Source organism: Cupriavidus sp. 291-E7, assembly GCF_057798835.1.
The window spans coordinates 1-25,671 of sequence record NZ_JBYOJV010000028.1 but is presented as its reverse complement, the minus strand read 5'-3'; the positions used below and the strand labels follow the sequence as shown (position 1 = coordinate 25,671).

Genomic DNA, 25,671 nt, shown 5'->3' with positions numbered 1-25,671 from the left:
GCCGTAAAACGTGACACAAATGTTCCTGCTGTTGGAATGATTTCCTAAATATAACCACCATTAGGTTGGAGTTTATTTCAATAAGTCCTTCATTTTGAATAATTCCGCATCGCATGCTATTCCGAGCTTTCTATATGCGAGAATCTTGTGGCCGCTAATCGTCTTTACGCTCCTCGCCAATTTACTGGAAATATCTGATATCGACATTCCCATCAATATATAATTAATGATCTCGCGCTCCCTGGTAGTTAGAACAGATAGCCCTGAGATGGTTTTATTTAAATCGGACGCTTCATTCTCCAAATTTGCAGTATTTGATAGATATGAAATATAATTTCCCTCTAAGTCTTTTGGAATATATTTTCGTCCAACCATAATCGTCTTTATGGCCACAGCGATTTGCGAGAGATCCTCTCGTTTAGAACAAAATCCATCCGCACCCACCCTAAATGCAAGCATGGCGATACTTGCAGCTGCATGTGCCGTTACTACGAGTATCTTTACATCTGGGTGGCGGATCTTTATACTTTTGATAAGTGTGGCGCCATCGGCATCATCTGGATGCAATTCAAAGTCAAGTATGACGACATCAGGAGGATTGGCGCGCAGTGCATCCATAAGCTCGCGACTTCTGGAGTACATACCTACCACGGAAATGTAGTTTATTTTCTCCAATATGCTAACCATTCCATGATGAATTATTAAGTGATCATCAAGGATCATGACCCTCACTATTTTTTGCATGAACTCGTTATCCTTTGATCATTTCATGAAATCTTTTAAGCGCGCCATCGGTTGAAAATTATCTACGCTCCATATCTTGTTTTTCTAAAAATTGTTGATGCAGTTTATCTGTTATGAGTTTTGTTATTTGATGAAAATTATTTGCAATGCAGCAGGATCGGAGTATCGTAATCTGTTATACGCCCTTTAGCGTGCATTGAGCGAAGATTGCATCCTATCGTAGGAGGAATGATGGGCATAGACCAAATACGTCTAATTTCCGAAATTGATCTGGCATTGACTAGTGAGGGACTTGCATCGTATTCAGAATTCAGAATGGCGTTGATTGCCGTAAAGGAGCATTTGACCCTTCGACGCATTAATGATGAGTTGATTGTTATGCCGGAGATGCGGAATATCTTGAATGATTTAACGCACATGCTAGCCAAGGGGCAGTTTGATAGTAGCGGCGGCAGTATGTCGTAGTCGACTATCTGTAAGTCATTCACAGCGGAGTTTCGATTTGCAGACAAAGAACGTCTGACCGCCATTTTCTGGTTGTCAGAGCGAAGTGCGGCCGGAATCGGTTATTCGGGCGTCCTTAAGAGCTAGCCAGCTAAGGAAGTTTTTAGATGACATAGCTCTGGCCCAAAGATGACCTTGTCCTATTTTGCACCCGATCTTTTTCAACATTTCAAGTTGAGAAGCATTTTCAACACCTTCGGCAACGCATTCCATGCTAAGCTCGTTACATAATTCTATAATTTTGCGAGATATAATTCCACGTTGATTGTTATGCGTAATTGAATCGATAAAATTTCCATCGATTTTTAGTTGTGTGAATGGGATGTCAGCGAGTAATCTCAAGGTAGATATCCCGATGCCGAAGTCATCAATGGCTAAACCATAGCCTGCCAGACGTAAACGATTGAGACAGATCGCTAATGCGATTGGATCGGAGATTGGCGACATTTCGGTGAGTTCGATTACTAGATTGCTAGCACTGGCGTTGCGCCTCGAGATTATAGTTTCAAGCTTTTCCAGTATCCCAGATTGACTCAAAGTTTGTGCTGATGCATTCACACTAATCGGAATTGATACGCCAGTTTTGCATAGATCACTGTGAAAATCTAATGATCTTTCGACAGAGAAAAAAAACAGCCGGTGGGCGATGTTGTTGGTTTCAAGTATTGGTATGAAAAACGAAGGCGGAGCTATTCCAATCGATGGGTGCTCAAATCTGCAAAGTGCTTCCGCGCCGATTAGGCGATTGGTCGCAAGATCAATTTGGGGTTGAAAATTAATCGAAAATCCATCAAAAGAATCGAATGCATCTAAGATATTTTCACTAGTTATATTATGCGATTTCTGCGTAGAATGATCTGCATAGCGTACTCGCGAAAGACGAAGAATTTCTTCCAGTGAGTCCACTCTCAGGGGCTTGGTTAAACCGAGAACAAGGGGGAAGGAGAATTCCTTCGCCAGTGCGACATGCGACTCAAGAATGTCCGCTTCCAAGGCGCTAAGCCACACCCATAGCGGTTTGCGCCTACAAATTCCGCGAGACCACAGCTCAATAAGCTTTGAGATTAGTTCGGGGCCGCTACAATCCGGCATGCTGATATCGCAGATCACAACATCATAGTCATGATGCAATAATAGACGTGCGGCTTCTTCGCCATTTTCTGCAATATCATAATTTCCTAATCCCAGAAAATGAAAGACCTCTTCGCAAGATATTTGCTGAGCGCGATGATCTTCAACGAGGAGAATGCTTGTCAAGATATAATCTCGTTCCATGTGGATATAATTTGACGGAATGTGGACGAAAGAAAATCATTCAGAATATATCAGAACATTCTGTCGACATATGCAGTTTCAATCTGAGGGGGTAATGTCAAGCCCTCTACACTCCTAGAGTAATAGTGCTGGCGTACGGTCGCATTACGATGCAGATTATGCGGCGTCCTATTGATAAGATTTCAGAAAATCCTCACGCTATAATGAGAGACCGCTGGCATTTTCCTTGGCGGTGTCGTGGGCGGCGTGCTTCGATGTGCCATATGCGTAGCTTCTGTTCCATGAACGGGTAACGATTCACAACGCCTATCATGGCTTCGCCGCGAAATGCTCAGGAATGTTGTCACGGGAGTTGCGAGTGCTCCATTGTCCTCGCGCGCGCACCCATCGTAAGCAAGAATATTCTTGGTCACATTGGCGGGCGACAGTTGGTATAAGCAATGCTTCGCTCTAAGAGCGGTAAGTCCGCCTGGAGCTAGGCATTTCTTGTGGCGGAACTAGCCATGCTGGTGGATGTTGTTGATTGGATTCGGGGGAGGGTGATGGTGGCTCGCAATGACAAAGCACCGAACCGTGATAAAGGGAAGCGCTTGCAATGGCGGCGGTTCATTTTCGGCGGTGTAATCGGGATGTTGATTTCGTGCTGTGGCATTGGAGTGTGGTTAATGCTCTCCGTTTGGTGGGCACTGCCGTCGGTGGACGATCTGGCAGTTCACCGCCCCCTGATGCCATTGCGGATATTTTCGGCCGATGGCGTGTTGCTAGCGGAGTATGGGCCCGAGCGTCGGGAAGTGGTACCCATTCAGAAAATTCCGCCACTGGTTCGTAATTCTCTTATATCCGCAGAGGATGCTAATTTTTATGAGCATCGGGCGGTGGACTTTGTAGGGCTCGGACGCGCATTACTTACAAACATGCTCTCGGGTACTCCAGCGCAGGGAGGGAGTACAATCACGATGCAGGTTGCGCGCAATTTCTATTTGTCGCGCGAGAAGATTTTCAGTCGAAAATTGGCTGAGATCCTATTGGCGTACAAATTGGAGGCGAAATATAGTAAGAGCAAGATTCTCGAGCTATATATGAACGAGATATACTTAGGAGAGAGGGCGTATGGTTTCGCGCAGGCGTCAACGGTATATTTCGGTAAGTCATTAGAAGAACTGACGCCGGCCGAAGCTGCAATGCTTGGAGGGTTGCCGAAAGCCCCATCGGCATTTAATCCGGTCGTAAATGCTGAGCGAGCGACAATTCGCAGGAACTATGTATTAGGTCGTATGTTAAAGCTCGGCTATCTGGATGCCCTTCAGTATCAGAGCGCGATTTCAACTCCGGTCACTATCAAAGGACGGCGGCCGCCTACCGTTATTGCTGCTCCGTATGTCGCAGAGCGAGCTCGTAGCTTGGCAGTTTCTTTGCTTGGTGACGACGCCTATACGCTCGGAATCGATATCACGACTACCGTCTCGATGTCTGAGCAAAGTGCGGCTGAATCAGCGGTGTTTCGTGCGGTGAAAGGGCGAACCATTGGGAAATCCGGGGCCCCCTCTGAGTTGGAGGGGGCGCTTGTTTCCATTGACGCATCGAATGGCAACATACTCGCTCTGGTCGGCGGTGTGGACTTTGCGTCCAGTACTTTTGACCGAGCGCTGCAAGCGCACCGACAACCAGGATCTAGCTTCAAGCCCTTCATCTACTCTGCCGCGCTGGAAAAAGGACTTTTCCCAGGTGTGCTCGTCGATGACACTCGGCGCACGCTCACCAAGGAAGAGACTGGAGCGCTCCCATGGAGTCCAAAGAACTTTGGGGAGAGGTATGAGGGATTTATCCCGGTGCGTCGGGGGCTCGTGCGGTCGAAGAACCTTGTTGCTGTCAACTTGATGGCGGCATCTGGAGCGCAGTATGTGCGCGAGCATGTTCTACGCTTCGGCTTCGATGCTTCGTACAATCCAGTGTCGCTACCCCTCGCATTAGGGGCGGGGGCCGTCACCCCCTTGGAGCTAGCAAGTGCTTATGCCGTGTTCGAGAATGGAGGAATCCGTCAGGAGCCGCGACTGATTCTCTCGATAAAGAGGCGAGGCGGCGCGACGATGTACGAGGCGCCCGCGATGTCTGGTGTACGAGTAATTTCTGCGCGCAATGCGTTCGTGATGGACAGCATGCTCCGTGACGTTGTTACAGCAGGCACTGCACATAGTGTTATATCACTGGGACGACCTGATTCGGCAGGTAAAACTGGCACGTCCAATGGCTCGAAGGATGTTTGGTTTGCTGGTTACTCATCTGGTGTGGTTGCGGTCGCGTGGCTCGGATACGACTCGCCGCGAAGCCTGTCGGGTGGAAGAGGGATGACCGGTGCGACAGTTGCTTTGCCTGTGTGGCTCGACTATATGAAAGTAGCCGTCCAGGGACGGTCGCCTGTTTTGGCCAAATTACCCCCGGGCATAGCGCTCTTCGAAGGGGACTATGTCTATGACGAGTACCTGAAAGGAGAGTGCGTGGCCAGTTTACCGCGTTTTATCCACAGCTCGCTCGCATGCGCGGAGAATCTAGGCCGCGATGAGCCGCCGAATGGCGATGCCGAGGAGAAGGAGCGCGTGCTCGACTTGTTCCGTGCGAACGAGTGAGGTTGCTAGAAATGCACACACTTTATTTGATCGCTATTGTAGCCGAAGCAATGTCGGGGGCGCTGATGGGCATGCGCCGAGGTATGGATCGCTTTGGGATGGCGTTTGTGGGCGCCGTAACTGCACTTGGAGGCGGAACCGTTCGCGACGTGTTGTTCGGCCATCATCCGCTCGGGTGGATCGCCCATCCAGATTATCTTGTGATCACGTTGATCGCGGCAACGTTTGCATCCTGTATCGCTCGCTCATTGACACGCGTGGGAAAGTTCTTCATGGCTATTGATGCTCTAGGCTTAGCCGCTTTCGCAATCATCGGCTGCGATGTCGGCATGCAAACCTCCTTGTCACCATTGATTGTCGTGGTGGGAGGGGTAATCACTGGAGTGTGCGGCGGTATGCTGCGTGACTTGCTATGCAATGAGATGCCGTTGATTCTGCGAGAGGAATTGTACGCGAGCGTAGCACTGCTGACCGGAGCAGCATATGTTGGATTGCTATATATTGGCGTCAGTGACGGGGTGGCGAAAATCGTGGCGCTTATGGGAGGATTTACCATGCGGATGCTGGCTATCCGGTTCGGTTGGAGAATGCCGACATGCGGTAATATGGATATGGAGCATTGAGCAGCAAAATGTGAATTTCGCGGGGGTTAGTTGGACTTTGGCTGCCGCTGACACCAAGCGATTCGGTAACTCTACAAGACCACAAACACCAGCGCTATTGAAAATTTGTTGTCCAACTTCGAAACGCGACGATTCCATCCGGTGTCGAGAGATATCAAACATCGGTATCCAGATCGATCTACAATCTTGACACCGCTCGACGCACCGAGCGTGCTGACTAAGAATCGGCCCGAGGTCGGCATGCTCAACGCCATTGCTGCCTATGACGATGGGAGATCTCGCGCCATTGGCGCGCGTTCCTGTCGCGTCAAACGGCAGCGGGCCTTGTTGTCAAAATCTAGAAGACGTCCTACCAGGTATTTCACCATTCAGTTTTCTCGCCAGGCCGTAGTCCAACTAGCGAGATATTTGTCGAACGCGTCGGGTGTCCTTGGATTCAATCAGTCGTGCATTCTCCTCTTGCTCCAATTTTTGTCAGGGCTGGCACGTTTGCATCGGAAGTTGACGCTTGTTGCTCCGCCGAGATGCAGATTTTTGGCGTGCCGTTGTTCCTTAAGCCAGCGTTGACGAGATCGGCGCATCTTGCGAAAAGCGAGTCGCGCCATCTTCACCCAGCCCGACGGTCGTGGATCCGCGAGCATGCTCATGGCACGGGCATAGTCCAGAGTTAGCCCAGGGGTCCATGCCATGGTCGAGGCGCGCTTTCTTATCTGTGCAGCGACCCATAATTCGGGTGTAGTGAGAATGCGTAGGAGTGCCGTCCAACCCGTTCCATTTCCCCAGACACGCGCGGAAGCACCTTCAATGGCGGCTTCCAATGCACGCGATACGCTGCTCGAGCAATTCCGGTATGTAAGATTGTATGTGGTGTCTTTCTGGTAGGTTCCCCAAAATCGCTGTAGGCGCTCGGGATCGTAATTCCGGATTCGCACCTGAACTGTGGACGGGCACCATGCTTTTGACTCTGTCGGATAATCGGGCTGAAAGTGCCCCGGTACGTCGTTCTCGTGTGTCGCTTGGAGGAGGCGAGCAAACTCATCGGGAGACCTGTCAATTTCGACGGCGGGATACAAACTGATATAGACGCCATCGGGTGTCTCAAGTGCTGCATGCCCGGTTGATATGACGCCATTTTTGTCGATAGCTGCGATATAGCGATCTATGATTATCGCGCGCCGAGGCTCTGTTTTCGAGGATCCGATCGGAGTCCAAACGTGGACCGTCAACGCTCGTTCGCCCGGTTTCGGGGGGCCATCCCATTCCGTGGCACTCAGTGGGACAGGGGTACACAGTGACGCAGTCTCTTTGTCTGCTGCCGCGTTTTCTGGATACACAGCAGGATTTGTGGCTAGCCTACATACGCGGGACGCGAGCAAAATCATGTTCCAGCCGCCGAAGATTAAGCCGAGTCCGATGGCGTACGGTACTGTTCCGACATAGTGCGTGGGATAGGGTTGGTAGAAGAAGATCGCGAGTGCTATCTCGACAATGCCACCTAGAACGGCGAGGCGCCACGTCCGGTAGCGGATAAGTCTGGCTGATACAATCTGCAGCAGCCCGTCAGCGAGGAACAGGGTTCCGAAGATTAAGGACAGAACGAAGTTGCCATGATGGTGACCGGCTAGGATGAGCACCGCAGCAATGCAAAAGGTGGCCCCCTTTGTGTAGCGCAGCGTGCGTTGTCCCCCCATTCCCGTCCAAGCCACGGCAAGTGTGGACAGTCCTTCCACCATGAGGATCAATGCAAAAGGGGTCATAGGGAAGTACAGCGCGCTGTCAAGTGCGTCGACAAAGACAACCATGCCGAGCACTAGGCTTATCCACCCCATGGTTTTCAGCCCCTTCCATCGGGCACGAAGGTAATCGACTCCCAGTAAGATCATGATCAGACGAACCATGACAATCTCCAAATCTCGCGAGCACTAAGTATCACGCGGAGCGGGGGCGAGTCTTCCATATGGATGGAATCGTAGAATACGCTGGCATAGAAGCAGTTTGATTAACTCAGTTTGAAGACATCCACGTGCGCCGTCCATTGAGGCGTTTTCGATGGGGCATCTACTACTTTCAAGCGCCAGCGGTTGCCTGCACGCATATCCAAGGACAGGATAGCGCAAATAGCTTCGTGTCTGCGCCGTGTTCATTCGCAATCCCAGTAGCGAACCATGACCTAGCCGAACTGCAGGTTCGCGGGACTCGGAACGGATGCCAGATCTTGACGCGAGCGCCCGTCATCATGCGTTCCAGCCGGCCGGGGCCACGATCCGCTACGCTGCTTTCGCGTGGTGGACAAATCTCCATGTTCTCCTAGACGCACGAACCCCACACCACCGGCACTGCGTCCGGTTTACTGTCGACCCTCGCGCGCGGATGCATGGTGGCCCGCATCAGCGAGTGCGTCGAAGTCGTCCCCTTGCAACAGAGGGGGCGGCCCGCTTCATATCATTGACGTTGGCGCCGGCTCCAATTAGCCCCGAGGCAGCATCTACGACGATACTACCTTCATGCCGAGATACTACTGATACCGTTCCGTCAGTGACTTGCTCATTCCTGCTCAAACAGGAACAAAGCTGACTTTCTGCTTCACTGAGGCCGGTTTCGCCACCGTCTTACAACTGTGGCCAGCGCCTTCCTCTCCACGTGCTGCTGCCATAGAAACGGTCGGCCACTACCACCTTGCCGCCGCGCATGTTCGCCTTGTACTCCAGTTGCCGCGTCAGCTCGCAAGCCGCGTACGTTCAGATCTTCAATGCCGATAATATGGACGCGACGCGGCATAGACCGCAGGCAAGATGCAAATCAACCTCTCGACCTACACCGTGACGGCGCATAAGGTCTATGCCCCCCCAAGGGCATCGCCGCCCTGTACGTGCGACGCGCAGCGCTCGCATCCGGCTGGAAGCACGGATGCACGGCGGCGGACACGAGCGCGGCATGCGCTCCGGCACGCTGGCGAGCCATCAGATCGTCGGTACATGGGCGGAGCTTTCCGCCTAGCCCGGCTGGAACAGGGCAGCGAGGCGCAGCGAGTCGGCGCGTTACGCGACCGGCTGTGGCACGACGTCGGCAGGCTGGAGCAGGTCTCCGTGAACGACCGCATTGACCGCCTCATCCCTCACAACCCGAACCTGAGCTTCAATTTCGTCGAAGGGAAGTCGCTCATCATCATGGGGCTGAAGGGAATCGCCGTGTCATGGGGCCGGCGTGCACGTCTGCTTCGCTTGAGCCGTCGTACGTGCTGCGAGCACTGGGCCGCAGCGATGAGCTGACGCCCAGCTCGATCCGTTTCACGCTCGGCCTTCACCACGGAACAGGAGGTGGCAGCGGCAATTTCCCACGTACGAGGGTGCGTTGAAGGCAGCTCAGTCCGCTAAGGGAACTGTTTCAGGAGGGGGTCAACCTGTCGGCGATCCTCTGGTCAAGCATTTGCGGGGCGAGAGCACTATGCTCTCCATAGCTAACTACTCTCAACCGATTACGGCGTAGATGATATCGCATCGATCTATTTTTGATTTATTTATTTTATTTTTTATAACAGTTTGCGCAAAAATATGGATAACTTAAATTAAGTAAACACTTTGGAGTTGGCCATGAGCATGTTTCATGCTTGGTTGGGAACATTGGTTGCTTGTAGCTTAGCTGCCTGTGGTGGCGGAGATGACTCTCAAAAAGTCTCAGGCCAATCATTGCCAGCGATTGTCAAGGGACCCTCTAGTCCATCGATGCCGATTACTCTTCCAACGCAGCCATCGACAGTTGGGAATGCTCGGCCTGGCACTCCGAAGCCAGTAGATGCGCCCGATCTTCCGCCGATCGCTTCGGCCGGGATTAAGGCAATCTACGATTGGTACTGGATATCGGACGATTTGAAGACAGTCAATCTTGGGGCGCTTGGCAAGCAGAATGGCATTCTTGATTATTCCGCAGGTTTAGTATACTCGGATGCTGGGAAAGACTGGTTTTCGGTTGCCTGGGATCAGCGTCTTCCGGCGGTGGTCGGAGCGAGTTCCGGCGTCGAGGTGGATCTATCCCCGTCAGGAAATGGTGCGACTTTAGGTGAGGACAACGTCATTATAAGTCAGGGCAGCGGACTGGCGCTGTGTTCCGCAGGCCATCTCATTGGCATGGGGTTTCTTGCTGCCGATTCGGTAGCGATTGAGGGGCATGCTGCGAAACGGATAGAAAGCCTTGTCGATCTTCAGGCTGCCCTTCAAGGAAGAGCCTTGGCATCGGCCGACTCCTGTATCACTGGGCAAACGGAAGAGGGTCGTGCTGTCGCTGAATTGAGTTTCCACGAGGAAGCTCGATTCGGGGTGAGCAAGCAGGGACTGCTCGGCGTATGGGTGAGGTCCCCTGGAGCTCAGTGGTCCACGGTGCTCGGTACAGGTGACCTGGATAGCGCCTTGACTGGCAAGGAGGTATCGGTTGTTGATGATGCCGGACTCCCTACGTCTTACCGGGTCTCCGCGTACAGCGTCGGCGATGAAGTCGTGCTTGTTGTGCACACACTAACGTCCCCAACCGATGTGACCGGAATCACAACCGGAGACGATGTCTCAGACAAGACTTACGTTTTCTCAACTGGACCTGATGTCACATTACCCGAGAATCCGCCACTGCCAACTTAAGTCTCGAGGTCATGTTGTCGTTTTGACGGGGGTTCTGTCGGCGGTGAGCTTGTTTGCGCGATGGCGCCCGTCCGGTCGTGCAGTGTGAATGGTCTTCTTTCTGAGGCCTTTCGTGGAATGTTCGGCTGGCGGACCTTGGGCAGGCGCAGCGTCTCTCAGGCCAGCGTCGTGCCAAAATCGGCGTAGCCGTCGCGGATAGGCTACGGAAACGTTATTCCAGACCGAGCGGCAGTTGGCGGTTGCCGAAGCGCCTGCGCTTTGCGCGAAACCAGCCCGCTCGGCCGTCTTCCAGGAACCGCAGGAACAACCGCCTGACATGCCTGGCACTGACACCCAGACGCTCAGCGGCCCACCAGCGCGCCAAATGGCCCTCGGCCACCGCCTGGACTACCTTCATGCGGTCAACCTCGCACATGCTCATGGTCACCAATCACTGTCCGTGCATCGCTGCCTCCCGTGGGCGCCCGGCGAAGCTGGGAGCCTACGGGATAACAGAGGTGACATCTCTAATCATCGCAAAGGTGACATTAATAATGGCCAACACCGGTTGTAGCAGCAAAGTTGTACCTGTCCGGTTCGGGGGTGCGGACATTTCAACTTAGCTTTGACACCGGTCGTATGCAGAATTTTAATTATGTTAAATCAAACAAAAACAAGGAACAGTGAAGTTTCCGATGCTGAGCGCAAGATATTGGAGACCCTCATCGCCCCAACGGTGATTGCGTTTCTCCTGGTCATGCCCGCTGTCGTAAGTGCAATAGGCATTGGGCTTGTGCTGAATGACCATTGGCGAGGTTTGGCTGCCCTGGTGGTGCCGGCGATGTTGGTAAAACTCGCGTGGGGTTCGCGGTGCGACTGGAACTGGCCTGATCCGTTCGTTCGAGACGCGAGCCTATCTTGGCTCGCTGGGTTGCCGCTGGGCATCGTGGCGTGGGCGCTGGTGCGGGTGTTCGTGTGAAATGAACATCTTTTCTCTCGAAGACTGCGGGCAAATGCTGCAGGACATCAAAGATAAACGGCGGCATCGCCTGACGGGCAGCGAGTACAAGGCCATCATCGAGGCCGTCGATAACCATCGGCACAGCCACGATTCGCAACGACTGGCGACAGAGTTGGCAGCCATGCGCGCGCCACGAAGGACGGGGCGCAAGACCCCCGTTCAAAGATCCAGCGATGAACCAACTCTTCCAGCGCCAGGCCAGTGCCAACTCACAGCCTCACTGCAAGGCGTTCCAAAGGCAACACCGGAATCGACGATTGGACAGGCACAGGTGTCGGACCTACAGGCGCAGCACGAGCAGCGCCGCCGCATTCCACGCACGACAGCGTGATCCAGACGGCCCAAATTCTCTTCGGGCCGAAGTATGACATGCAATTTCGCCCCCTTCAGCTTGAACCCATCTACATATGGAGCGGCATCGTCTTCACCTATGCAAACGCCTTATCCAGCCGTGAAAAAGCCGCCGCTATCTTCCTTGCAAGCCTTGCGCGGGATTGCTGCACTACTTGTACTGCTGAGCCACGGCGCCTTCGCGCTGGGCTCGTTGCAAGACGAGCCTACGCTTGCAAAGTTTCTTGAGTCGGGGGCCATTGGGGTAGACCTCTTTTTTATGATTAGCGGATTCATAATGGTCTATTCCACTTGGGGCACTACGCCCACATGGATTGACGTCTGTAGCTTCCTCATCAAACGCTTGTGCAGAATCTGGCCCGTCTATGCCTTTTGGACCATCGTATGGGTCGTTATCCGCAAAGGCTCTATATCCGCCACCCCAGTACTCGATACCATAAGAAGCCTCGCATTTCTCCCTCTATCGCTGGATTATCCTCCGTTCTATGGATATGCAACGCTCAACGTTGGCTGGACGCTAAACTACGAAATACTATTCTACGTCCTATTCGCAATTACGATGCTGTTTGGCCGCGCGAGGTGGGGAGCCTTGGCTGCCGCATTTGTGGTGTTGCTCGTCGCCGCACCGCTGCTTCATGGCGTGCCGACACTAGGCCCTTATCGAGCGCCAATTTTCGATATTGCATTGCTGGACATGGCGACCAATCCGCTCATTGCTGAATTCGGCTTTGGCGTCCTAGCCGGGTGCATCTATCAACAGCAAAAGGCAAGGATGCCTTCGTGGGCAAGTCTTGCGATTGTGGTTGTTTTTGTGTCAATTTCAATATGGCAAATGGCGAGCCATTTCAGGTACGGACATGGATTCTCAGGCTGGGGAATGACTCTGGCACCGCTGTTTATCGCCCTGATATGTTTGGAAAAAGAAATACGACCAAACGTGAATCGCTGGTTGGTGTGGCTTGGCGATATTTCATTTTCTCTATACCTATCACACAAGATAATTTTTGGTATCGGTTCGCACTTGATGTCAAAACTGGGACTGGAAGCTGTCGTGCCGGGGTGGGTTCTATTGGGCGTCTACTGCGCAGCAGCCTTGACCGTGGCCGGCGTTTCAAAGGTTGCATTGGAAGATGGGGTATGTGACGCGATTCGCAGGGCGCTTCTTAGCAAGCTCGACATCATTGGAAGGAATACAGGAAAGCTCGCTTAAAGAAGACAGCAGTGCGGACGGCTCCAGCAAGGTCGCCTCTTCGTTCGCCGCGCGGAAAAGCGTGTGAACTACTTATTACAGGACGCTGGACCACCTGCCGCAAGCTGTTCCCCCAACTGACCGATCTGCCCACCGTATAGAGAAGTGCGATTGCTCTGCTGCTCAAATCGGCAATATGTTCGCCGGATCGATATGGCCTTAGCTTTCACACATGCGTCGAGGTTGCTCATGCCGGCGCCTCTTCGACCGGCAGCGGTTGGCGGGTAATGACGATGACCGGAGCCGGCACGATGTGCTCGTCGAGGATCAGCAGCGCCTTGCGCTGCGAGAACTCGCGCGATACCAAGCCCTATTTGGCGTAGAGCGACTGAATGGTGGACTGCACCGACTGAACCCTGCGATCGTTGCCCGGAACCAGGATGCCTTCGCCGAACCCCAACTTGCCCAGCGCAGCTCTTTTGAGCCGGAAACTTGATGCACATGGTTGCTCCTAGACGGTGCGGATATTCGACTAGGAATCGGTAGCCGCCGATTCCGGGCCGGGGATGAAAATTAGTGCCTCGGTGCCTCCGTTGAACTGGCCAGAACAGCGCGAAGGCACTCAGCTTTCATTGTTGCCGCGGGCTTCTGGCGCTCGGGGCCGTCAGTTACGCCATCCGCCATTGTGTTCTGTGTCGCCTCGTCAGCAACCTATCGTCAACGACATTCATGTGTCCGGGCGTCCTGAATCACAGGGTCAACTCTAGTATGCTCACACTGAATTCGAGCTGCGCGCTCCTTGAGCTTATCCAGTTCTTGATCAAGCACTTCCCACTCAGAAGACGACAGAGCCATCTCCATTTTCATTACCACCGACAATAGTTCTTCGCTTTTAACAATTAGCGCCAATCCCTTCAAACGATGTAGATGAAATTTTGCCATACGTATATCACGTAGTCGTGCATGCTGGAGCACCGCCGCGGTCTCCACCGGCACCTCTCGCCAAATTATCCCTTCCGCGTCAGACGGACTCTCATTCTGCGGTTTATCATCAACCTTCGCATTCTTGAAATCATGTAAATTCAAATATAATGCTAACGTCTCCCCTAAACGTTCGATTCCAATCGGTTTTGGGAGAATCCCGTCCATTCCGGCATCAAGCCCTCGGCGCAGATGCGCAGGCCCAACGTCCGCAGATATTCCTATGATTGGGATGGATTTAATTATTTCGTTCTGATCACCACGAATTATTTTTGCAACGTCATACCCAGACATATCAGGCAAATGACAATCGAGCAATACAATCGAAAACTGCATTTTCTGCACGGAAGATATTGCATCGTACCCCGTACTCACCACTGTCGGAAAAATTCCAATCCGTTGTAGCTGTTCGCGCAGCACGACTTGGTTCACGGGAACATCCTCTACGACCAAAGCACGTATCTTATATTTAGAAAAATCATAAGACGTAATAGTCGCACTTGGCTCCATCCTTGTGCCTGTAAGAGAGCGGAGTGCAAACCAGACTCTAACTGTAGTGCCGCCCCCTAACGAGCTATCAACCTCAATTCCTCCGCCCATCGCCTTAGCAATATCACGACAAATGACAAGCCCTAATCCACTACCACCATACCCAGCGTGAGAAAATTGCGAAAATGGCTGAAACAGATGGCCAATATCCTCCGGGCTCATTCCGATCCCCGTATCAGATATTTCACACATCAAATGCTTCCCGTCATTATTCATCATGATACTAGCCGACACATTTATGCCGCCGCTATCGGTGAACTTAATTGCATTAGAAAGTATATTTCCGATAACTTGTCTCGCCCGAACGAAATCAATAGCCGCAATTACACCAACATCAGCGGCAATTGATCGCCTAAAATATAACCCTTTTCTTTCTGCAGAAATTTCCGCAAGATTACACGCCGAATTAACCATTCCCCCTAAATGTACGCTGCTTTCTTCAATTAATAATTTTCCAGCCTCTATTCTGGCGTAATCTAGTACATTATTCAACAAACAAAACAGCACCTCGCAGCCATCTTTTGCCGCGGTCATAAATTTCTTTTGATTATCTGGCAGGCCTTCTACATCTATTAGCTCCAGGGATGGAAGAATCTGATTAAGCGGCGTCCTAATTTCATGACTCAGAATCGAGACGAACACTTCGCGTTGACGCGCCACCTCCAATGCTGCCCGTCTGGCCTGAACAGATTTATATAGAGCAAGAATTAAGGCACCCACGAATATAAATAGGGCCATCATCCTAAAGCCGTAATACTTCAATAGCACAGCTGGAGACGGCCGACCATAATCGGCATCTTCTACCCATTTACGAAGGATCTCGTCAGCTTGCTTCGCATCAATTGATGCTAGAGCTCTATCGATGAGTGCCCTCAATTCTGGCAGAGAGGAATGCACCCCCATTCGCAACGCAACGGGAAGTCGCTCGATCGTACCAGCGACATACAGGATACCGTCGTATCTTTGCCGAATCATCGGGTGCAAGATAGGTTCGAAACCAACCGCCACCGTCGCACGTCCCTCCGCCACTGACGCGAGAGCTTCGGCGTCGGTGGCGAATAGACGTGTGTTTATCGTAGGATAGTACTCCCTTAGCCAAGCTTCGTACGCGCCACCGCCCTTGATCGCCACAATATCTGTATGTGACAGTTTATCGAACTCGAAATACCCTCTTCTCTTTGCATTTGCAACAACAATAGTTGTCGCAACGAAATAGGGCATCGATGTTAGTAGTTTTTCCTTTGCTTCATCTGGAAGCAGAAAATCCGGAACCCCAGGGAGCAGCTCCACTCTTCCGCTCGTCAAATTTAAGACGGACTGCTTCCATGAATCGCTTGGAACAAATCTGAAATTGAGCCCTGTCTTCTCCGCAATACATCGGAGATAGGCCATTGTCAGGCCCTGCGCCGCCCCGTCCACCGAGTATTCGAACGGCTTCCAATTCGGATCGATTGAAAATCGTACGACTGGATTCTCTTCGATCCACTTCTTTTCCGCCACACTTAGCTGCAATTCCCCACCGCAGCTATTTGCAAATGCATTCCACGATGAAAATGCACATATCAGGATAACCACATATTTCTTCACGGCAATCTGCCTAGTTTTGCAATCAGCACCTTGCTTCGATTTAAGAACCACATCAAATAGCGTTAGATATAACTTATGGAAATTTTTATGGCCCCATTGACGATCGAGACTCAAAGCGACCAGTGGCGGCACGCAATTGCCCGGGTGTCACCCCGAAATGGCGTTTCATCGTAGTTGTAAGATAGCTCTGCGTTCCGAACCCGCATTCAATGGCAATAGTTAGAATGCTCGCAGACGTATTCTCCAATCTCGATCTAGCATGTTCGAGGCGCCTTTCAATAACATACTGCATCGGCGTTCGGGAGAATCGATCCTTAAAGGCGGCGATAACAGCGTACTCCGGCATATTTGCAAGAGCGGCAAGGTCGGCCACTGAAATCGCCGTTCCCAGCGAGTCGTCTATAAACTTATTAATCGATCGCTCGCACAGAGCGTCGGGAACTGGTTGACTCACCGCATGCTCATCGTCGGTATTTGCATTTGAATTCCTACGATAAGTTGCGCTCGGGAGTTCACCGAAGCGGCGATGATATTCCTGCACAAATCGCCCGGAAATGCTGAATCCAAATGCATGTAACGTGCCGACAAAACTATCGTCTGTGCCATTTGCTAGCGCTCGATTCACATGATCCAATCGGGCGCCATAGAATATCTCTGCCGAACTCTTACCGGTCAGTCTTCTAATCCCCTTGTCTAGGGCATTTGTTCCGCAATTGAGCGCATGCGCAATCGCGCCTAGAGTTCTCCACCGCATTGGTTCAGCCGTGATCATACAGATCGCGCTACGTGCCTGCTTCTCCCGAGCCCAACGATCCTCTGCCAAAAGCATGCTGTAATTGTTTGGATGCTCCATCAGGAGCAGTTTCAGCATATGCTCAAACAAAGAATCGGATGCCGCGTGGGGCACAGACTCCATACGCATCATCTGGCCTAGGCATTCGGTGGCAAGATTCCATTGCTTCGCCGTGGTGGGCGACAGCGGGCGAAGATCTAGCTTGACTGGTTCCGCTAACGGTTGCCCAATCCACTGTGCTAGAAAGTCGTTAACTCGTCGCTCACTCATAGTTAGCGACACATAGCCGACACCGTCATCCCCGGTTGAACACACAGAACTTCCGACAGACGATATCGGCAGAACGTCGCCCGGCGCACACCAAACTTCATTGCTTCCTCGGAAATGAGTCGCCACTCCCCTCCTACATGACGCAATCATGTAGTTTGAGCGATCTCCCTCAGATCGGAAGTGATGCGGCATGAGAAAATCTGCATCATAGAGCCCGATATCACCCCATTCGTATCCCGAAATTCTCACTTCCCTCTTAACCGTATCTTGCGCCTCGAATTTATTACTTGCATAAATCTCGGCGAGAAATGCTGATACTTCGTCCGGATCATCACTTTGAAAGCTGCGTATTCGAACATCTTGGCTGCCAATCATAACCACCCCTGCGCACACCCCTAGTTTTCGTATTTTTTCGTTATCGAGATTTCAGTGGAAAGTTTTCCAAAAATCCAAGAGTCTTCTACTTGGCGGCCGCGACACTCAAAACGATGTTCTCCCTCGCATCGCCAAGGAAATGGCTTCTGCCTTTCAGTGTCAATTGCTTCCGCAATCATTTGCCCTCTCGCGATAGCCGAGCTGCTTAGGTTGGGTCGAAAACTACTCACTCCGACGCAAAAATATGACTTGCAACATCTGTACTTTCCCCAAAATCATTCGCATTAGATGAAATCAGATCAGATATATATTCCAGATAGGATGTAGGCGTTAGATACTCCATTGATTGTTGATCACTTTCGGAGAAAATGGTCGCACTCGCACTTCCTCCCGCACAAAAGCGTTTGACTGCGTCGGAGTGAGACGCTTATCATTATTTTCTTGGCGCGAGATTACTGCCATCAGCACCCAGAAGGCACAGGAAAACTCTTGAATTCAAAGACAACGTACTGAGCGAGCGGTCTGGCGCGGCGTTTAACATTGCGGAGACAAGGGTACCCTCCCGACAGAAGGCATTCAGCGATCCTCCTCGACGGAATGACCATTTGACCGCTGCCGCTAGGCTATTGGGCAAATGACCCTCAACTCTTGCCCATAGAATCCAGGAACCGCCGCAGAATCACTGCTGTGGTGCAGATCTTGAGCCGATGTGTATGAATGGTAGAAATTCAGATCATTTGGATCTTTTGATTTTTTTATACTTTTTTTGCAAAAGATATTTGCTAGCTGATGGTCCACGCGAGCCATTGGTGGATGGCCTACATGGGTGCACTCAATGCGCACCGCGCGAATCGATCCCGGAAAAGCTAGCCAAGATCTGGGCCGTCGCCAGAAAGATCGTGTTCTTCATCGCGCACAGCGTGGGAGAGACCATCGCCTGGCGCGAGAACCTCCAGCAACTGATACACAGGCAACATACGTGAGCAACGCTAACCACACCAACAAAGCCCGCAGCCCAAGTGCTCCGACGTCTGGGCGGCAGCACCACCGGCACCATCACGGCCCACCACCATCGTGGCACTGCTGGCCATCCTGCTGGCGGCCACCGTCGGCCGTCTGATGTGCCGCCATTGAGACGGTATTGTGCGAGGGGCCTACTTGCTATGGCGGCATTTTGCATGGCGCCTCGCCCGCGTGTCTGGCGCTTTCTCGTTCCCAGCCATCACGGCAGTGCCGGTAGGCCTGTTGACGGGAACGAGCCTGCGGGCACACGGCATCACCGACTCCATGCTCGAGTTCTACCGACCATTACCGCCAGTGGCGGCTGTTCGATCTGGCCATGCGCCGGCTTGCGCAGTGACTGGTCCGAAGGCACACGCCTCGATAGCCTCGCGGTAGCCACGTCATATCCTCATACCGAATGCCTCGACCCATTTTGCGGTGGAGCGGCGTATGTTCATGCTATGCCCGCCTCGAAGGGCCTGACATGAGTACCGTTCCGTCAGACTTACTCATTCCTGCCCAAACAGGAACAAAGCTGACTTTCTGCTTCACTGAGGCCGGTTTCGCCACCGTCTTACAACTGTGACCGGCGCCTTCCTCTCCACAGACTGACACCGTGGTACTCACGGCGTTGTTAAAGAGGTTCACTGCCGCATTCACGTCGCGGTCGCGAGTCGCCTCGCATGCAGGACATGTCCATTCGCGCACCGACAGCAGCAAGCTGTCCATCTTGTGCCTGCATACTAAGCACGTCTTGCTGCTGGCGTAGAAACGGTCTGCCACTACCACCTCGCCGCCGCGCATGTCCGCCTTTTTTCCAGTTGCCGCCTCAGCTCGAAAAAGCTCATGTCGGCGATCAAACGGGCCAGATGCCGGTTCTTCATCATGCCGCGCACGTTCAGATCTTCAATGCCAATGGTATGGAAGCGGCGCGTCAGGTCCGTCGTGAGCTTGTGCAAGGCATCCGAGCGAATGGCGGCAATGCGGGCATGCAGCTTTGCCAGCGTTGCCTTCGCACGGCGACGATTGACCGACCGTGGGTGGGTCAGGATTCAGTGCAAATCAACAGCCGGTGATCAACCTGATGCGCGACGGCGTGCTCGACGCAGATCTGATCTACTACGACGAGACGACGTTCCAGGTACTGAAGGAGAAAGGTCGTCGAGCGCAAACGAAGATCCAGCTCTGGTGCATGATGAGCGCGGCTGGGCCGGCGATTCGTCTGTTCACCTATACGCCTGGGCGTAGCACCCGACAGGGGCGACCGCTGTTCGAGGGTATTCGCCGCGGCGCGGTCCTGATGAGCGATGGCTACACGCTCTACGATGGCATCGCGCACGATCACCAGCTCATCCATCTTGGATGCCGGACACACGTACGACGTGGGTTCGTGAAGGCTGAGGCGAGCGTGCCAAAGGCCGCGCGCACGCCGGACCTGCTCGCGACGCGCTTCATCAGTCTGATCGGCAAGCTCTATGCAGCCGAGGCGCGAAGTTCGGACTGGGCGGCCCAGCGACGGCAGCGCTTGCGACGCCGCTACAGTGTTCGTGTGCTCAATACCATCAAGCAACTGATGCGTGAGCAAATGCCTGGTGTCGTCCCCGGTGGCCTACTGGGCAAAGCGCTGCACTACATGCACGGGCAGTGGCCGAAGCTGGTGCGCTACGTCGAGCACCGTGCCTGGCCGATCTGCAACAATCCTTGCGAAAACGCGATTCGTCCATTCTGCGTCGGGCGCCGTAGTTGGCTGTTCTCGGACACCGTGGACGGTGCGAATGCGAGTGCCAACCTATACTCGCTCGTGGAGACCTGCAAGGCTACCGGCATCGATCCCTATCAATACCTTCGCTGGCTATTCCAACAACTCCCGCTGGCCGAAACCGTCGACGACTACGACGCACTGCTGCCCTGGAAGATGCCCGTCCACCTACGCTGAACCACCCCACGTATCACACCTACCGTTCCATCGGTACCCTATCTGAGGGGCGTCTTCAATGGACCGCGTACGCTCTTGCCACAATGCTCGCAGGCGTGCTGCTACTGGCGACCACTAGCATGATCGTCGAGAAGCCGTACGGTCCATCAGCGTGTCGTCTTTTGGCTCTCGACGACGCTTGCCCGATAAACTCATCCGCGCAAAGCTCCAATACGCTATGAGAATTGAGCTGCTGCAGTCAATATACGTTCCATGTGGCAAATGGAAGTGGTCGGTGGTACCCGAGGCCGGACTCGAACCGGCACGCCATGTGGCTAGGGATTTTCTTCCCACTTCGACTTTCGCCGCCAGCTCGCAGTAAGCTGTTCGTGGTCTGGAGCACGCCTTCACCGTAGCCTCGCGACCTTAGGTGCCCGCCGTCTGCTCTCTACACCTTCCCGGTACGCAATTTGGGCTTGGCTCGGCGTTGGCTCGGACGCGAGAAGCATCCAGGGATTTCGCCGACTTTGACGGATTTCACTTCGGCCGTTTCCAAACCGAAGGCTCAAATTATTTCAAGTCCCCTGTGTCTACCGATTTCACCACTCGGGTATTTGGTGGGCCTCCCGCGAGTCGAACGCGGCACCAACGAATTATGAGTTCGCTGCTCTAACCACCATGAGCTAGAGGCCCGCAGAATGGGACGTGCTGGACTTGAGCCAGCGACCTAGAGCCTAGGCAGATATTAACCTATCCAACTAAGCTACGCCCGAAAAAGTTAAACTATATCACCCCCATTTCGGGGGTCTGACAAATTGTGCTCTAGACACCGGACTACACAACCACGCCAAGATGCCGCGAAGCCTATCCGCCCGCCGGCGGCGTGCGCACCCTCCGTTCGTAAAGGCTGCACGACACTTGCAACCAGGTAACCAGTTGTAGAGAGTAGTAACGCATATAGACATATCGTTATTCTCTCTTCTCTACGCACGAAGAGCGCGAGCGCTCATCAAGATAGTCAGCATTTCTACAATCATCACTCAAGGCACAATAGCGGCCTAACAGAATTGCCTCTCTATTGTCTAGATGAACCACACCTGGCGAAGCTGCATGATCACAGATCTTTTGATTATGCGCATCATAATCTAATTTAAAAACAATAGCGGCAACAATTATCATGCCGCCAATAAACAATCGCACCCTCCACTTTTGCTTCATCATACTACCTCAACCTGAATTTACACAACCATCAAGAAAGAGCCTTTTGTATCGATGCCAAAAGAGAAAATCCTCAACAAAAAACAGGGTCTTGAAGCCGCAAACATTACAGATATTATTAATAAAAGTAACTTCCTCAATTCTTTGACTTGGACTCAATGCCAATCTCCGGCACGATATGGCGAAAGCGAAGTGCTTGCTCCAATATCTCCGAACAAATCGGTGCGGCAACCTTCCCCCCGAAATGACTGCCTTTTTTTGGGTCCTCTACACTAATCACCACGACCATGTCCGGAGATGGAATCGGGGCAATGCCAACAAAAGATGCGCGATATCGGTGATGATCGTAGCCTTTCCCGATGACATGAAGGTATGCAGTACCGGTCTTCCCTCCTACGCGGTATCCCTTCAGCTGCGCCTCACGACCGGATCCTGATTCCGTAACCCTCTCAAGCATGCGCATCACCGCCTGCGCAGTTTCAGGAGAGAACATTCTGGTTGGCTTCGTAAATGCTCCAGGCTTAACTACTTCAAGCGTCAAATTGGGGGCAAGCCCAGAGTTTCCTAGGGCGGCATAGGCTCTCGCTAGTTGCGCCGCCGAAGTCGTAAGTCCATATCCATATGCCATAGTCGCCTTGGAAATAGCACTTATCGAATCAACATGAGGCAAAACCCCTCCTGCCAAGCCCGGAAACTTTACGCCGGAAATTCTCTGACCAAAACCAAATCTTGATAGAGCATCCCACATTTCCGCGGAGGTGAGTCGCTCAGATATCTTTGCCATACCAATGTTGCTCGACTTTTCAATGATCTGAGATACGTCAAGACGCCCATAATTATGAACGTCGGTGATTCGTGCCCTTCCGATAAGATGAGCCTCGTGGGTATCGAATAATGTATCTGGTGTAATCTTACCGAGATCCATCGCTGCCCCCACGATCAATGGCTTGATAACAGATCCAGGCTCAAAAGAATCTGTTAAAACTCGATAATTTATGGAATCTCGGATGCTGGCGTTTCTGGACGCTTCATTCTTCGACTCCCAGCTTACCCCCGCAAGAATCTCACCGGTGTGAACATCGACGATTAAACCTATTGCGGACTTAGCAGCTATTTCTCGAGCGTGCCTAGACAGTATTTCATAACTGCTCTCCTGCAATCTTCCATCGATCGAAAGGACGATATTCTGCCCATTCTTTGGAGTAGCCTGATCGCCAACTTCTCCCACGGCACGTCCCATGCGATCGCGCTGAACAATGCGCGAAGAGGATTCTGGAGTAAGCCGGGGCTGCAGGGAAAGTTCCAGGCCAGATATTCCGTTCCCATCGGTATCCACGGCACCAAGCAACGAACTAAACGCCTCACCTCGCGGATATGCCCGCCACGATTCTTTCGCAAAATTAATGCCAGGAAGGTTCAAGTCAATAATATTGATCGCAGTTTCCGGATCGACATGACGTGCTAGATAGACAAATCTCTTATCTTCCTTTGCGAGGGATCTGAATTTACTATCACTGATTTTTAGTGAGCTTTCTATGTCACTATAGTCACGCTGACGAAAATCTATGCGCTTTGGATCCAGATATATGCCGTAAGCGGGCAAATCTTGAGCCAACAAAACACCTCGACGATCCACAATGTTTCCGCGAAGTCCCACCAATGGAAGCCGACGTTCGATGCGGATCTCACCCTGTCGGCGATAAAATCTATTCTCAGGCCCGGCAATCGATACCGCTCGGAGAACAAGGCTTCCGAAGCAAAGCGTCAAAAACAGAACGAGCAAGCGTGATCGATGAAGAAAAAATTGACTGCACTGTGTCGCCGTTAGCGTCGGATGCCGTGCATATGATACGAAACGCATGAAATCTCTATAAGAACAAGGCTTCCGCGATCGTTCTTGTATAATTTTCTTCCAATTTCAGGCGAAATTTACGTCATCGCGATGGAAGTCATTGTCACTTGGCATGCCAAAAAAATACTCGGCCTGCTGATATGCAAGCCGAGTAAAGCCCCTAGCTACTCCCTTTGAGAAGACCTCACGACACGCCGCTAACTTCTCAGCAGAGAAAGGGAATAGTAGTCAGCAGTCCGGCAGTCGAAAGCAAGATTTTTCTTGTTTCTGTGAAGCCGGGCGCGATAGGCGATTTCGTCATTGCTTGCCACATGAACCGGCGAAGGCTGAGGCAGACAACTCGCTCATTGAGAGCTCTTTGAAGACCGAGTACACGGCCGGCGGGGTCGAATCCAGGGCGCCAACGTTCGTTCCGGTTGAATGAGTTGTCACGTTTCGGTGCCGCAATCAGTGACTGCCGACGCCCGCGCAGCCGGACAGTCGCTGAGAGACGCCGTGAAAGTCACTGTGTTCCTACGTAACCCCGCCGACGCCAAGACATTTGGCATGATATACGCACAGTTTGTGGGCAACCTGCCGCCCGCCAGAACGCTCGTGCACTCTTCGTTCGCGGATTTCGATGTCGAGGTTGACGCAATACTCTTGGCGGTATCACCCCATGACGCCAAAAGATGACTCGTGCATAGCATCGAAGACCCATCGCCTTTACGGCTGTAGAGTAAAAAATGGACGCTATCGGTGAACTGCACCCCAGAAGTTGGACATCCATCCAACCTTTGGGGTGTTTTTCATGGCGAAGTACGATGAGCAATTCAAGCTCAGAGTGGTAAGGCAGTACCTGGCCGGTCGAGCCGGCTTCAACGCAATCGCAGCCGAGCATGGTATTGGCCATAGTCTGGTGGAGCGTTGGGTGGCCAGCTACCGACAGCATGGCCGAGACGGGCTGCGCAAAAAATTCAGCCACTACAGCGCCGAATTCAGATTGGCGGTGCTGCGGCGCATGTGGCGAGATGGTTTGTCGATCGGACAGACGGCCGCTTTGTTCGACATTCGCAGCCCTGGCTGCATTGGGGTCTGGGAGCGCCGCTATCATAGTGGCGGTATGGATGCCCTGTCGCCCCGACCTCGCGGGCGCCCCAAGACGATGCCACAAGCCACGCCTCGCAAGCCTGCAACCGACACCCCAGTCCCCGACGACGAGCGCTCCCGCAAGGACTTGCTCAAGGAGATCGAGAACCTGCGCGCGGAGGTGGCGTATCTAAAAAAGCTCGACGCCTTGGTTCAAGCGAACAAGACATCTGCGCAACCCAAAAAGCGCAAATAGTGCTTGAGCTGAGGCAGCAGTATCCATTGGTCGGCTTACTGAAGGCGGCGGGGCTGGCGCGCAGCACGTTTTACTACCAGCAGGCGGTGCTCCAGGCCCAAGACAAGTATGCGGGCCTGAAAGCGCGCATTCGCGACCTCTTCGACCGACACATGGGCCGTTATGGCTACCGCCGCATCACAGCAGCAATCCGGCAAAGCGGCATGATCGTCAACCACAAGACGGTCCAGCGCCTCATGAGCGAGATGGGACTGAAGTCGTTGGTACGGCCAAAGAAATACCGATCCTACAAGGGCACGGTAGGCCGTGTCGCGCCCAACGTTCTGCAACGGCAGTTCCGGGCCAGGCGTCCGAATCAGAAGTGGGTAACCGACGTGACCGAATTCAACGTGGCTGGCGAGAAACTGTACCTCTCCCCGGTGCTGGACCTGTATAACGGCGAAATCATCGCCTACGAGACCGCCCACAGGCCGGCCTTCGAGATGGTGAGCAGCATGCTGAAGAAAGCGTTCCGGCGCCTATGTCCGCAGGACCGGCCGGTCCTGCATTCCGACCAAGGCTGGCAGTACCAGATGCCGGCCTACCAGCGGATGCTCAAGCAGCGCAATATCCGTCCCAGCATGTCACGCAAGGGCAATTGCCTTGACAACGCCGTTATGGAAAGCTTCTTCGGGACCCTGAAGTCCGAGTTCTTCTACCTGAACAAGTTCGCCAGCGTCGAGGAGCTACAGCAAGGCCTGCGCCAATACATTCACTACTACAATCACGACCGCATCAAGCTCAAACTAAAAGGGCTGAGTCCCGTGAAGTACAGAACTCAGCCCTTGGCGGCCTAAGTTACCCGTCCAACTTTACGGGGTCCGTTCA

At 52.7% G+C, this 25,671-nt stretch carries 19 protein-coding genes, 1 tRNA gene and 2 pseudogenes; 11 read left to right on the top strand and 11 right to left on the bottom strand.

Going from position 1 to position 25,671, the window contains the following annotated elements; all coding sequences use genetic code 11:
- Positions 1-72: 72 nt before the first annotated feature.
- On the bottom strand, positions 73-744 hold the full coding sequence (locus AC3FLX_RS30320) for a response regulator (protein ID WP_488701034.1): 672 nt from the start codon (positions 742-744) through the stop codon (positions 73-75).
- Positions 745-951: 207 nt separating this feature from the next.
- Between AC3FLX_RS30320 and AC3FLX_RS30315 the strand changes: the two genes are divergently transcribed.
- Positions 952-1,209: a hypothetical protein gene (locus AC3FLX_RS30315; protein WP_488701033.1), complete on the top strand. Its 258-nt coding sequence runs from the start codon at positions 952-954 to the stop codon at positions 1,207-1,209.
- A 75-nt stretch (positions 1,210-1,284) separates the two neighbouring features.
- Here AC3FLX_RS30315 and AC3FLX_RS30310 read toward each other — a convergent pair whose 3' ends face one another.
- Entirely contained in the window at positions 1,285-2,505 is a 1,221-nt protein-coding gene (locus tag AC3FLX_RS30310; protein ID WP_488701032.1) for an EAL domain-containing response regulator, read from the bottom strand.
- Between the two features lie 560 nt (positions 2,506-3,065).
- Here AC3FLX_RS30310 and AC3FLX_RS30305 point away from each other — a divergent pair.
- Positions 3,066-5,147 (top strand): penicillin-binding protein 1A, encoded by a 2,082-nt coding sequence (locus AC3FLX_RS30305; RefSeq protein ID WP_488701059.1) that lies wholly within the window; start codon positions 3,066-3,068, stop codon positions 5,145-5,147.
- Positions 5,148-5,158: 11 nt separating this feature from the next.
- Positions 5,159-5,770 carry a trimeric intracellular cation channel family protein gene (locus AC3FLX_RS30300; protein WP_488701031.1) on the top strand — a complete coding sequence of 204 codons (612 nt, stop codon included), beginning with the start codon at positions 5,159-5,161 and terminating at the stop codon, positions 5,768-5,770.
- A gap of 440 nt (positions 5,771-6,210) precedes the next feature.
- On the opposite strand, the gene AC3FLX_RS30295 is transcribed toward AC3FLX_RS30300, so the two are convergent.
- Positions 6,211-7,668, bottom strand: coding sequence for an HdeD family acid-resistance protein (locus AC3FLX_RS30295; RefSeq protein WP_488701030.1), 1,458 nt, complete (start codon positions 7,666-7,668; stop codon positions 6,211-6,213).
- A gap of 891 nt (positions 7,669-8,559) precedes the next feature.
- Between AC3FLX_RS30295 and AC3FLX_RS30290 the strand changes: the two are divergent.
- Together AC3FLX_RS30290 and AC3FLX_RS30285 are read left to right on the top strand one after the other, a co-directional pair.
- Positions 8,560-9,227 (top strand): annotated as a pseudogene (locus AC3FLX_RS30290) (aminotransferase class V-fold PLP-dependent enzyme); the annotation flags it as partial.
- A 133-nt stretch (positions 9,228-9,360) separates the two neighbouring features.
- Positions 9,361-10,398 (top strand): hypothetical protein, encoded by a 1,038-nt coding sequence (locus tag AC3FLX_RS30285; RefSeq protein WP_488701029.1) that lies wholly within the window; start codon positions 9,361-9,363, stop codon positions 10,396-10,398.
- A 211-nt stretch (positions 10,399-10,609) separates the two neighbouring features.
- On the opposite strand, the gene AC3FLX_RS30280 is transcribed toward AC3FLX_RS30285, so the two are convergent.
- The gene (locus AC3FLX_RS30280; protein WP_488701028.1) at positions 10,610-10,795 is read right to left on the bottom strand and encodes a hypothetical protein; all 186 of its coding nucleotides are present in this window, start codon (positions 10,793-10,795) and stop codon (positions 10,610-10,612) included.
- 237 nt (positions 10,796-11,032) lie between these two features.
- Between AC3FLX_RS30280 and AC3FLX_RS30275 the strand changes: the two genes are divergently transcribed.
- The 3 genes from AC3FLX_RS30275 (at position 11,033) to AC3FLX_RS30265 (ending at position 12,959) form a co-directional block, all read left to right on the top strand.
- Positions 11,033-11,356, top strand: a complete 324-nt coding sequence (locus AC3FLX_RS30275) for a hypothetical protein (protein WP_488701027.1) — start codon at positions 11,033-11,035, stop codon at positions 11,354-11,356.
- 1 nt (position 11,357) lies between these two features.
- Positions 11,358-11,729 (top strand): hypothetical protein, encoded by a 372-nt coding sequence (locus tag AC3FLX_RS30270; protein ID WP_488701026.1) that lies wholly within the window; start codon positions 11,358-11,360, stop codon positions 11,727-11,729.
- Between the two features lie 99 nt (positions 11,730-11,828).
- Entirely contained in the window at positions 11,829-12,959 is a 1,131-nt protein-coding gene (locus AC3FLX_RS30265; RefSeq protein WP_488701025.1) for an acyltransferase family protein, read from the top strand.
- Positions 12,960-13,655: 696 nt separating this feature from the next.
- On the opposite strand, the gene AC3FLX_RS30260 is transcribed toward AC3FLX_RS30265, so the two are convergent.
- The 4 genes from AC3FLX_RS30260 to AC3FLX_RS30245 form a co-directional block, all read right to left on the bottom strand.
- On the bottom strand, positions 13,656-16,187 hold the full coding sequence (locus tag AC3FLX_RS30260) for an ATP-binding protein (protein ID WP_488701024.1): 2,532 nt from the start codon (positions 16,185-16,187) through the stop codon (positions 13,656-13,658).
- Positions 16,141-17,493: a helix-turn-helix domain-containing protein gene (locus tag AC3FLX_RS30255; protein ID WP_488701023.1), complete on the bottom strand. Its 1,353-nt coding sequence runs from the start codon at positions 17,491-17,493 to the stop codon at positions 16,141-16,143. Before AC3FLX_RS30255 ends, AC3FLX_RS30260 begins: the two co-directional genes overlap by 47 nt.
- A gap of 1,461 nt (positions 17,494-18,954) precedes the next feature.
- On the bottom strand, positions 18,955-19,299 hold the full coding sequence (locus tag AC3FLX_RS30250) for a zinc ribbon domain-containing protein (RefSeq protein ID WP_488701022.1): 345 nt from the start codon (positions 19,297-19,299) through the stop codon (positions 18,955-18,957).
- On the bottom strand, positions 19,278-19,478 hold the full coding sequence (locus AC3FLX_RS30245) for a transposase (RefSeq protein ID WP_488701058.1): 201 nt from the start codon (positions 19,476-19,478) through the stop codon (positions 19,278-19,280). Before AC3FLX_RS30245 ends, AC3FLX_RS30250 begins: the two co-directional genes overlap by 22 nt.
- Positions 19,479-19,561: 83 nt before the next feature.
- On the opposite strand from AC3FLX_RS30245, the pseudogene tnpC reads away from it, so the two are divergent.
- Positions 19,562-20,431, top strand: a pseudogene (gene tnpC, locus AC3FLX_RS30240) (IS66 family transposase); the annotation flags it as partial.
- Between the two features lie 594 nt (positions 20,432-21,025).
- On the opposite strand, the gene AC3FLX_RS30235 reads toward tnpC, so the two are convergent.
- From AC3FLX_RS30235 to AC3FLX_RS30225, 3 genes are all read right to left on the bottom strand, one after another.
- Positions 21,026-21,103 (bottom strand) — tRNA-Ile (locus tag AC3FLX_RS30235).
- A 276-nt stretch (positions 21,104-21,379) separates the two neighbouring features.
- Positions 21,380-21,631: a hypothetical protein gene (locus AC3FLX_RS30230; RefSeq protein WP_488701021.1), complete on the bottom strand. Its 252-nt coding sequence runs from the start codon at positions 21,629-21,631 to the stop codon at positions 21,380-21,382.
- 133 nt (positions 21,632-21,764) lie between these two features.
- A complete protein-coding gene (locus tag AC3FLX_RS30225; protein ID WP_488701020.1) occupies positions 21,765-23,489 on the bottom strand; it encodes a peptidoglycan D,D-transpeptidase FtsI family protein in 1,725 nt (574 codons plus the stop codon).
- A 411-nt stretch (positions 23,490-23,900) separates the two neighbouring features.
- On the opposite strand from AC3FLX_RS30225, the gene AC3FLX_RS30220 reads away from it, so the two are divergent.
- Both AC3FLX_RS30220 and AC3FLX_RS30215 read left to right on the top strand, forming a co-directional pair.
- Positions 23,901-24,155 (top strand): RidA family protein, encoded by a 255-nt coding sequence (locus AC3FLX_RS30220; RefSeq protein WP_488701019.1) that lies wholly within the window; start codon positions 23,901-23,903, stop codon positions 24,153-24,155.
- A 115-nt stretch (positions 24,156-24,270) separates the two neighbouring features.
- Positions 24,271-25,640 (top strand): IS3 family transposase gene (locus AC3FLX_RS30215; protein ID WP_488693732.1). Its coding sequence is split into 2 segments (ribosomal slippage): positions 24,271-24,739 and positions 24,739-25,640, totalling 1,371 coding nucleotides; the frame shifts between segments, so codons are not numbered across the junction.
- Positions 25,641-25,671: the final 31 nt, after the last annotated feature.

Coding starts and splice junctions, on each gene's coding strand:
- AC3FLX_RS30320 (WP_488701034.1), bottom strand. CDS start 744: ATGCAAAAAATAGTGAGGGTCATGATCCTTGATGATCACTTAATAATT.
- AC3FLX_RS30305 (WP_488701059.1), top strand. CDS start 3,066: ATGGTGGCTCGCAATGACAAAGCACCGAACCGTGATAAAGGGAAGCGC.
- AC3FLX_RS30300 (WP_488701031.1), top strand. CDS start 5,159: ATGCACACACTTTATTTGATCGCTATTGTAGCCGAAGCAATGTCGGGG.
- AC3FLX_RS30295 (WP_488701030.1), bottom strand. CDS start 7,668: ATGGTTCGTCTGATCATGATCTTACTGGGAGTCGATTACCTTCGTGCC.
- AC3FLX_RS30285 (WP_488701029.1), top strand. CDS start 9,361: ATGAGCATGTTTCATGCTTGGTTGGGAACATTGGTTGCTTGTAGCTTA.
- AC3FLX_RS30280 (WP_488701028.1), bottom strand. CDS start 10,795: ATGAAGGTAGTCCAGGCGGTGGCCGAGGGCCATTTGGCGCGCTGGTGG.
- AC3FLX_RS30275 (WP_488701027.1), top strand. CDS start 11,033: ATGTTAAATCAAACAAAAACAAGGAACAGTGAAGTTTCCGATGCTGAG.
- AC3FLX_RS30270 (WP_488701026.1), top strand. CDS start 11,358: ATGAACATCTTTTCTCTCGAAGACTGCGGGCAAATGCTGCAGGACATC.
- AC3FLX_RS30265 (WP_488701025.1), top strand. CDS start 11,829: ATGCAAACGCCTTATCCAGCCGTGAAAAAGCCGCCGCTATCTTCCTTG.
- AC3FLX_RS30255 (WP_488701023.1), bottom strand. CDS start 17,493: ATGATTGGCAGCCAAGATGTTCGAATACGCAGCTTTCAAAGTGATGAT.
- AC3FLX_RS30250 (WP_488701022.1), bottom strand. CDS start 19,299: ATGCGCGGCGGCGAGGTGGTAGTGGCAGACCGTTTCTACGCCAGCAGC.
- AC3FLX_RS30230 (WP_488701021.1), bottom strand. CDS start 21,631: ATGATGAAGCAAAAGTGGAGGGTGCGATTGTTTATTGGCGGCATGATA.
- AC3FLX_RS30225 (WP_488701020.1), bottom strand. CDS start 23,489: ATGCGTTTCGTATCATATGCACGGCATCCGACGCTAACGGCGACACAG.
- AC3FLX_RS30220 (WP_488701019.1), top strand. CDS start 23,901: ATGAGTTGTCACGTTTCGGTGCCGCAATCAGTGACTGCCGACGCCCGC.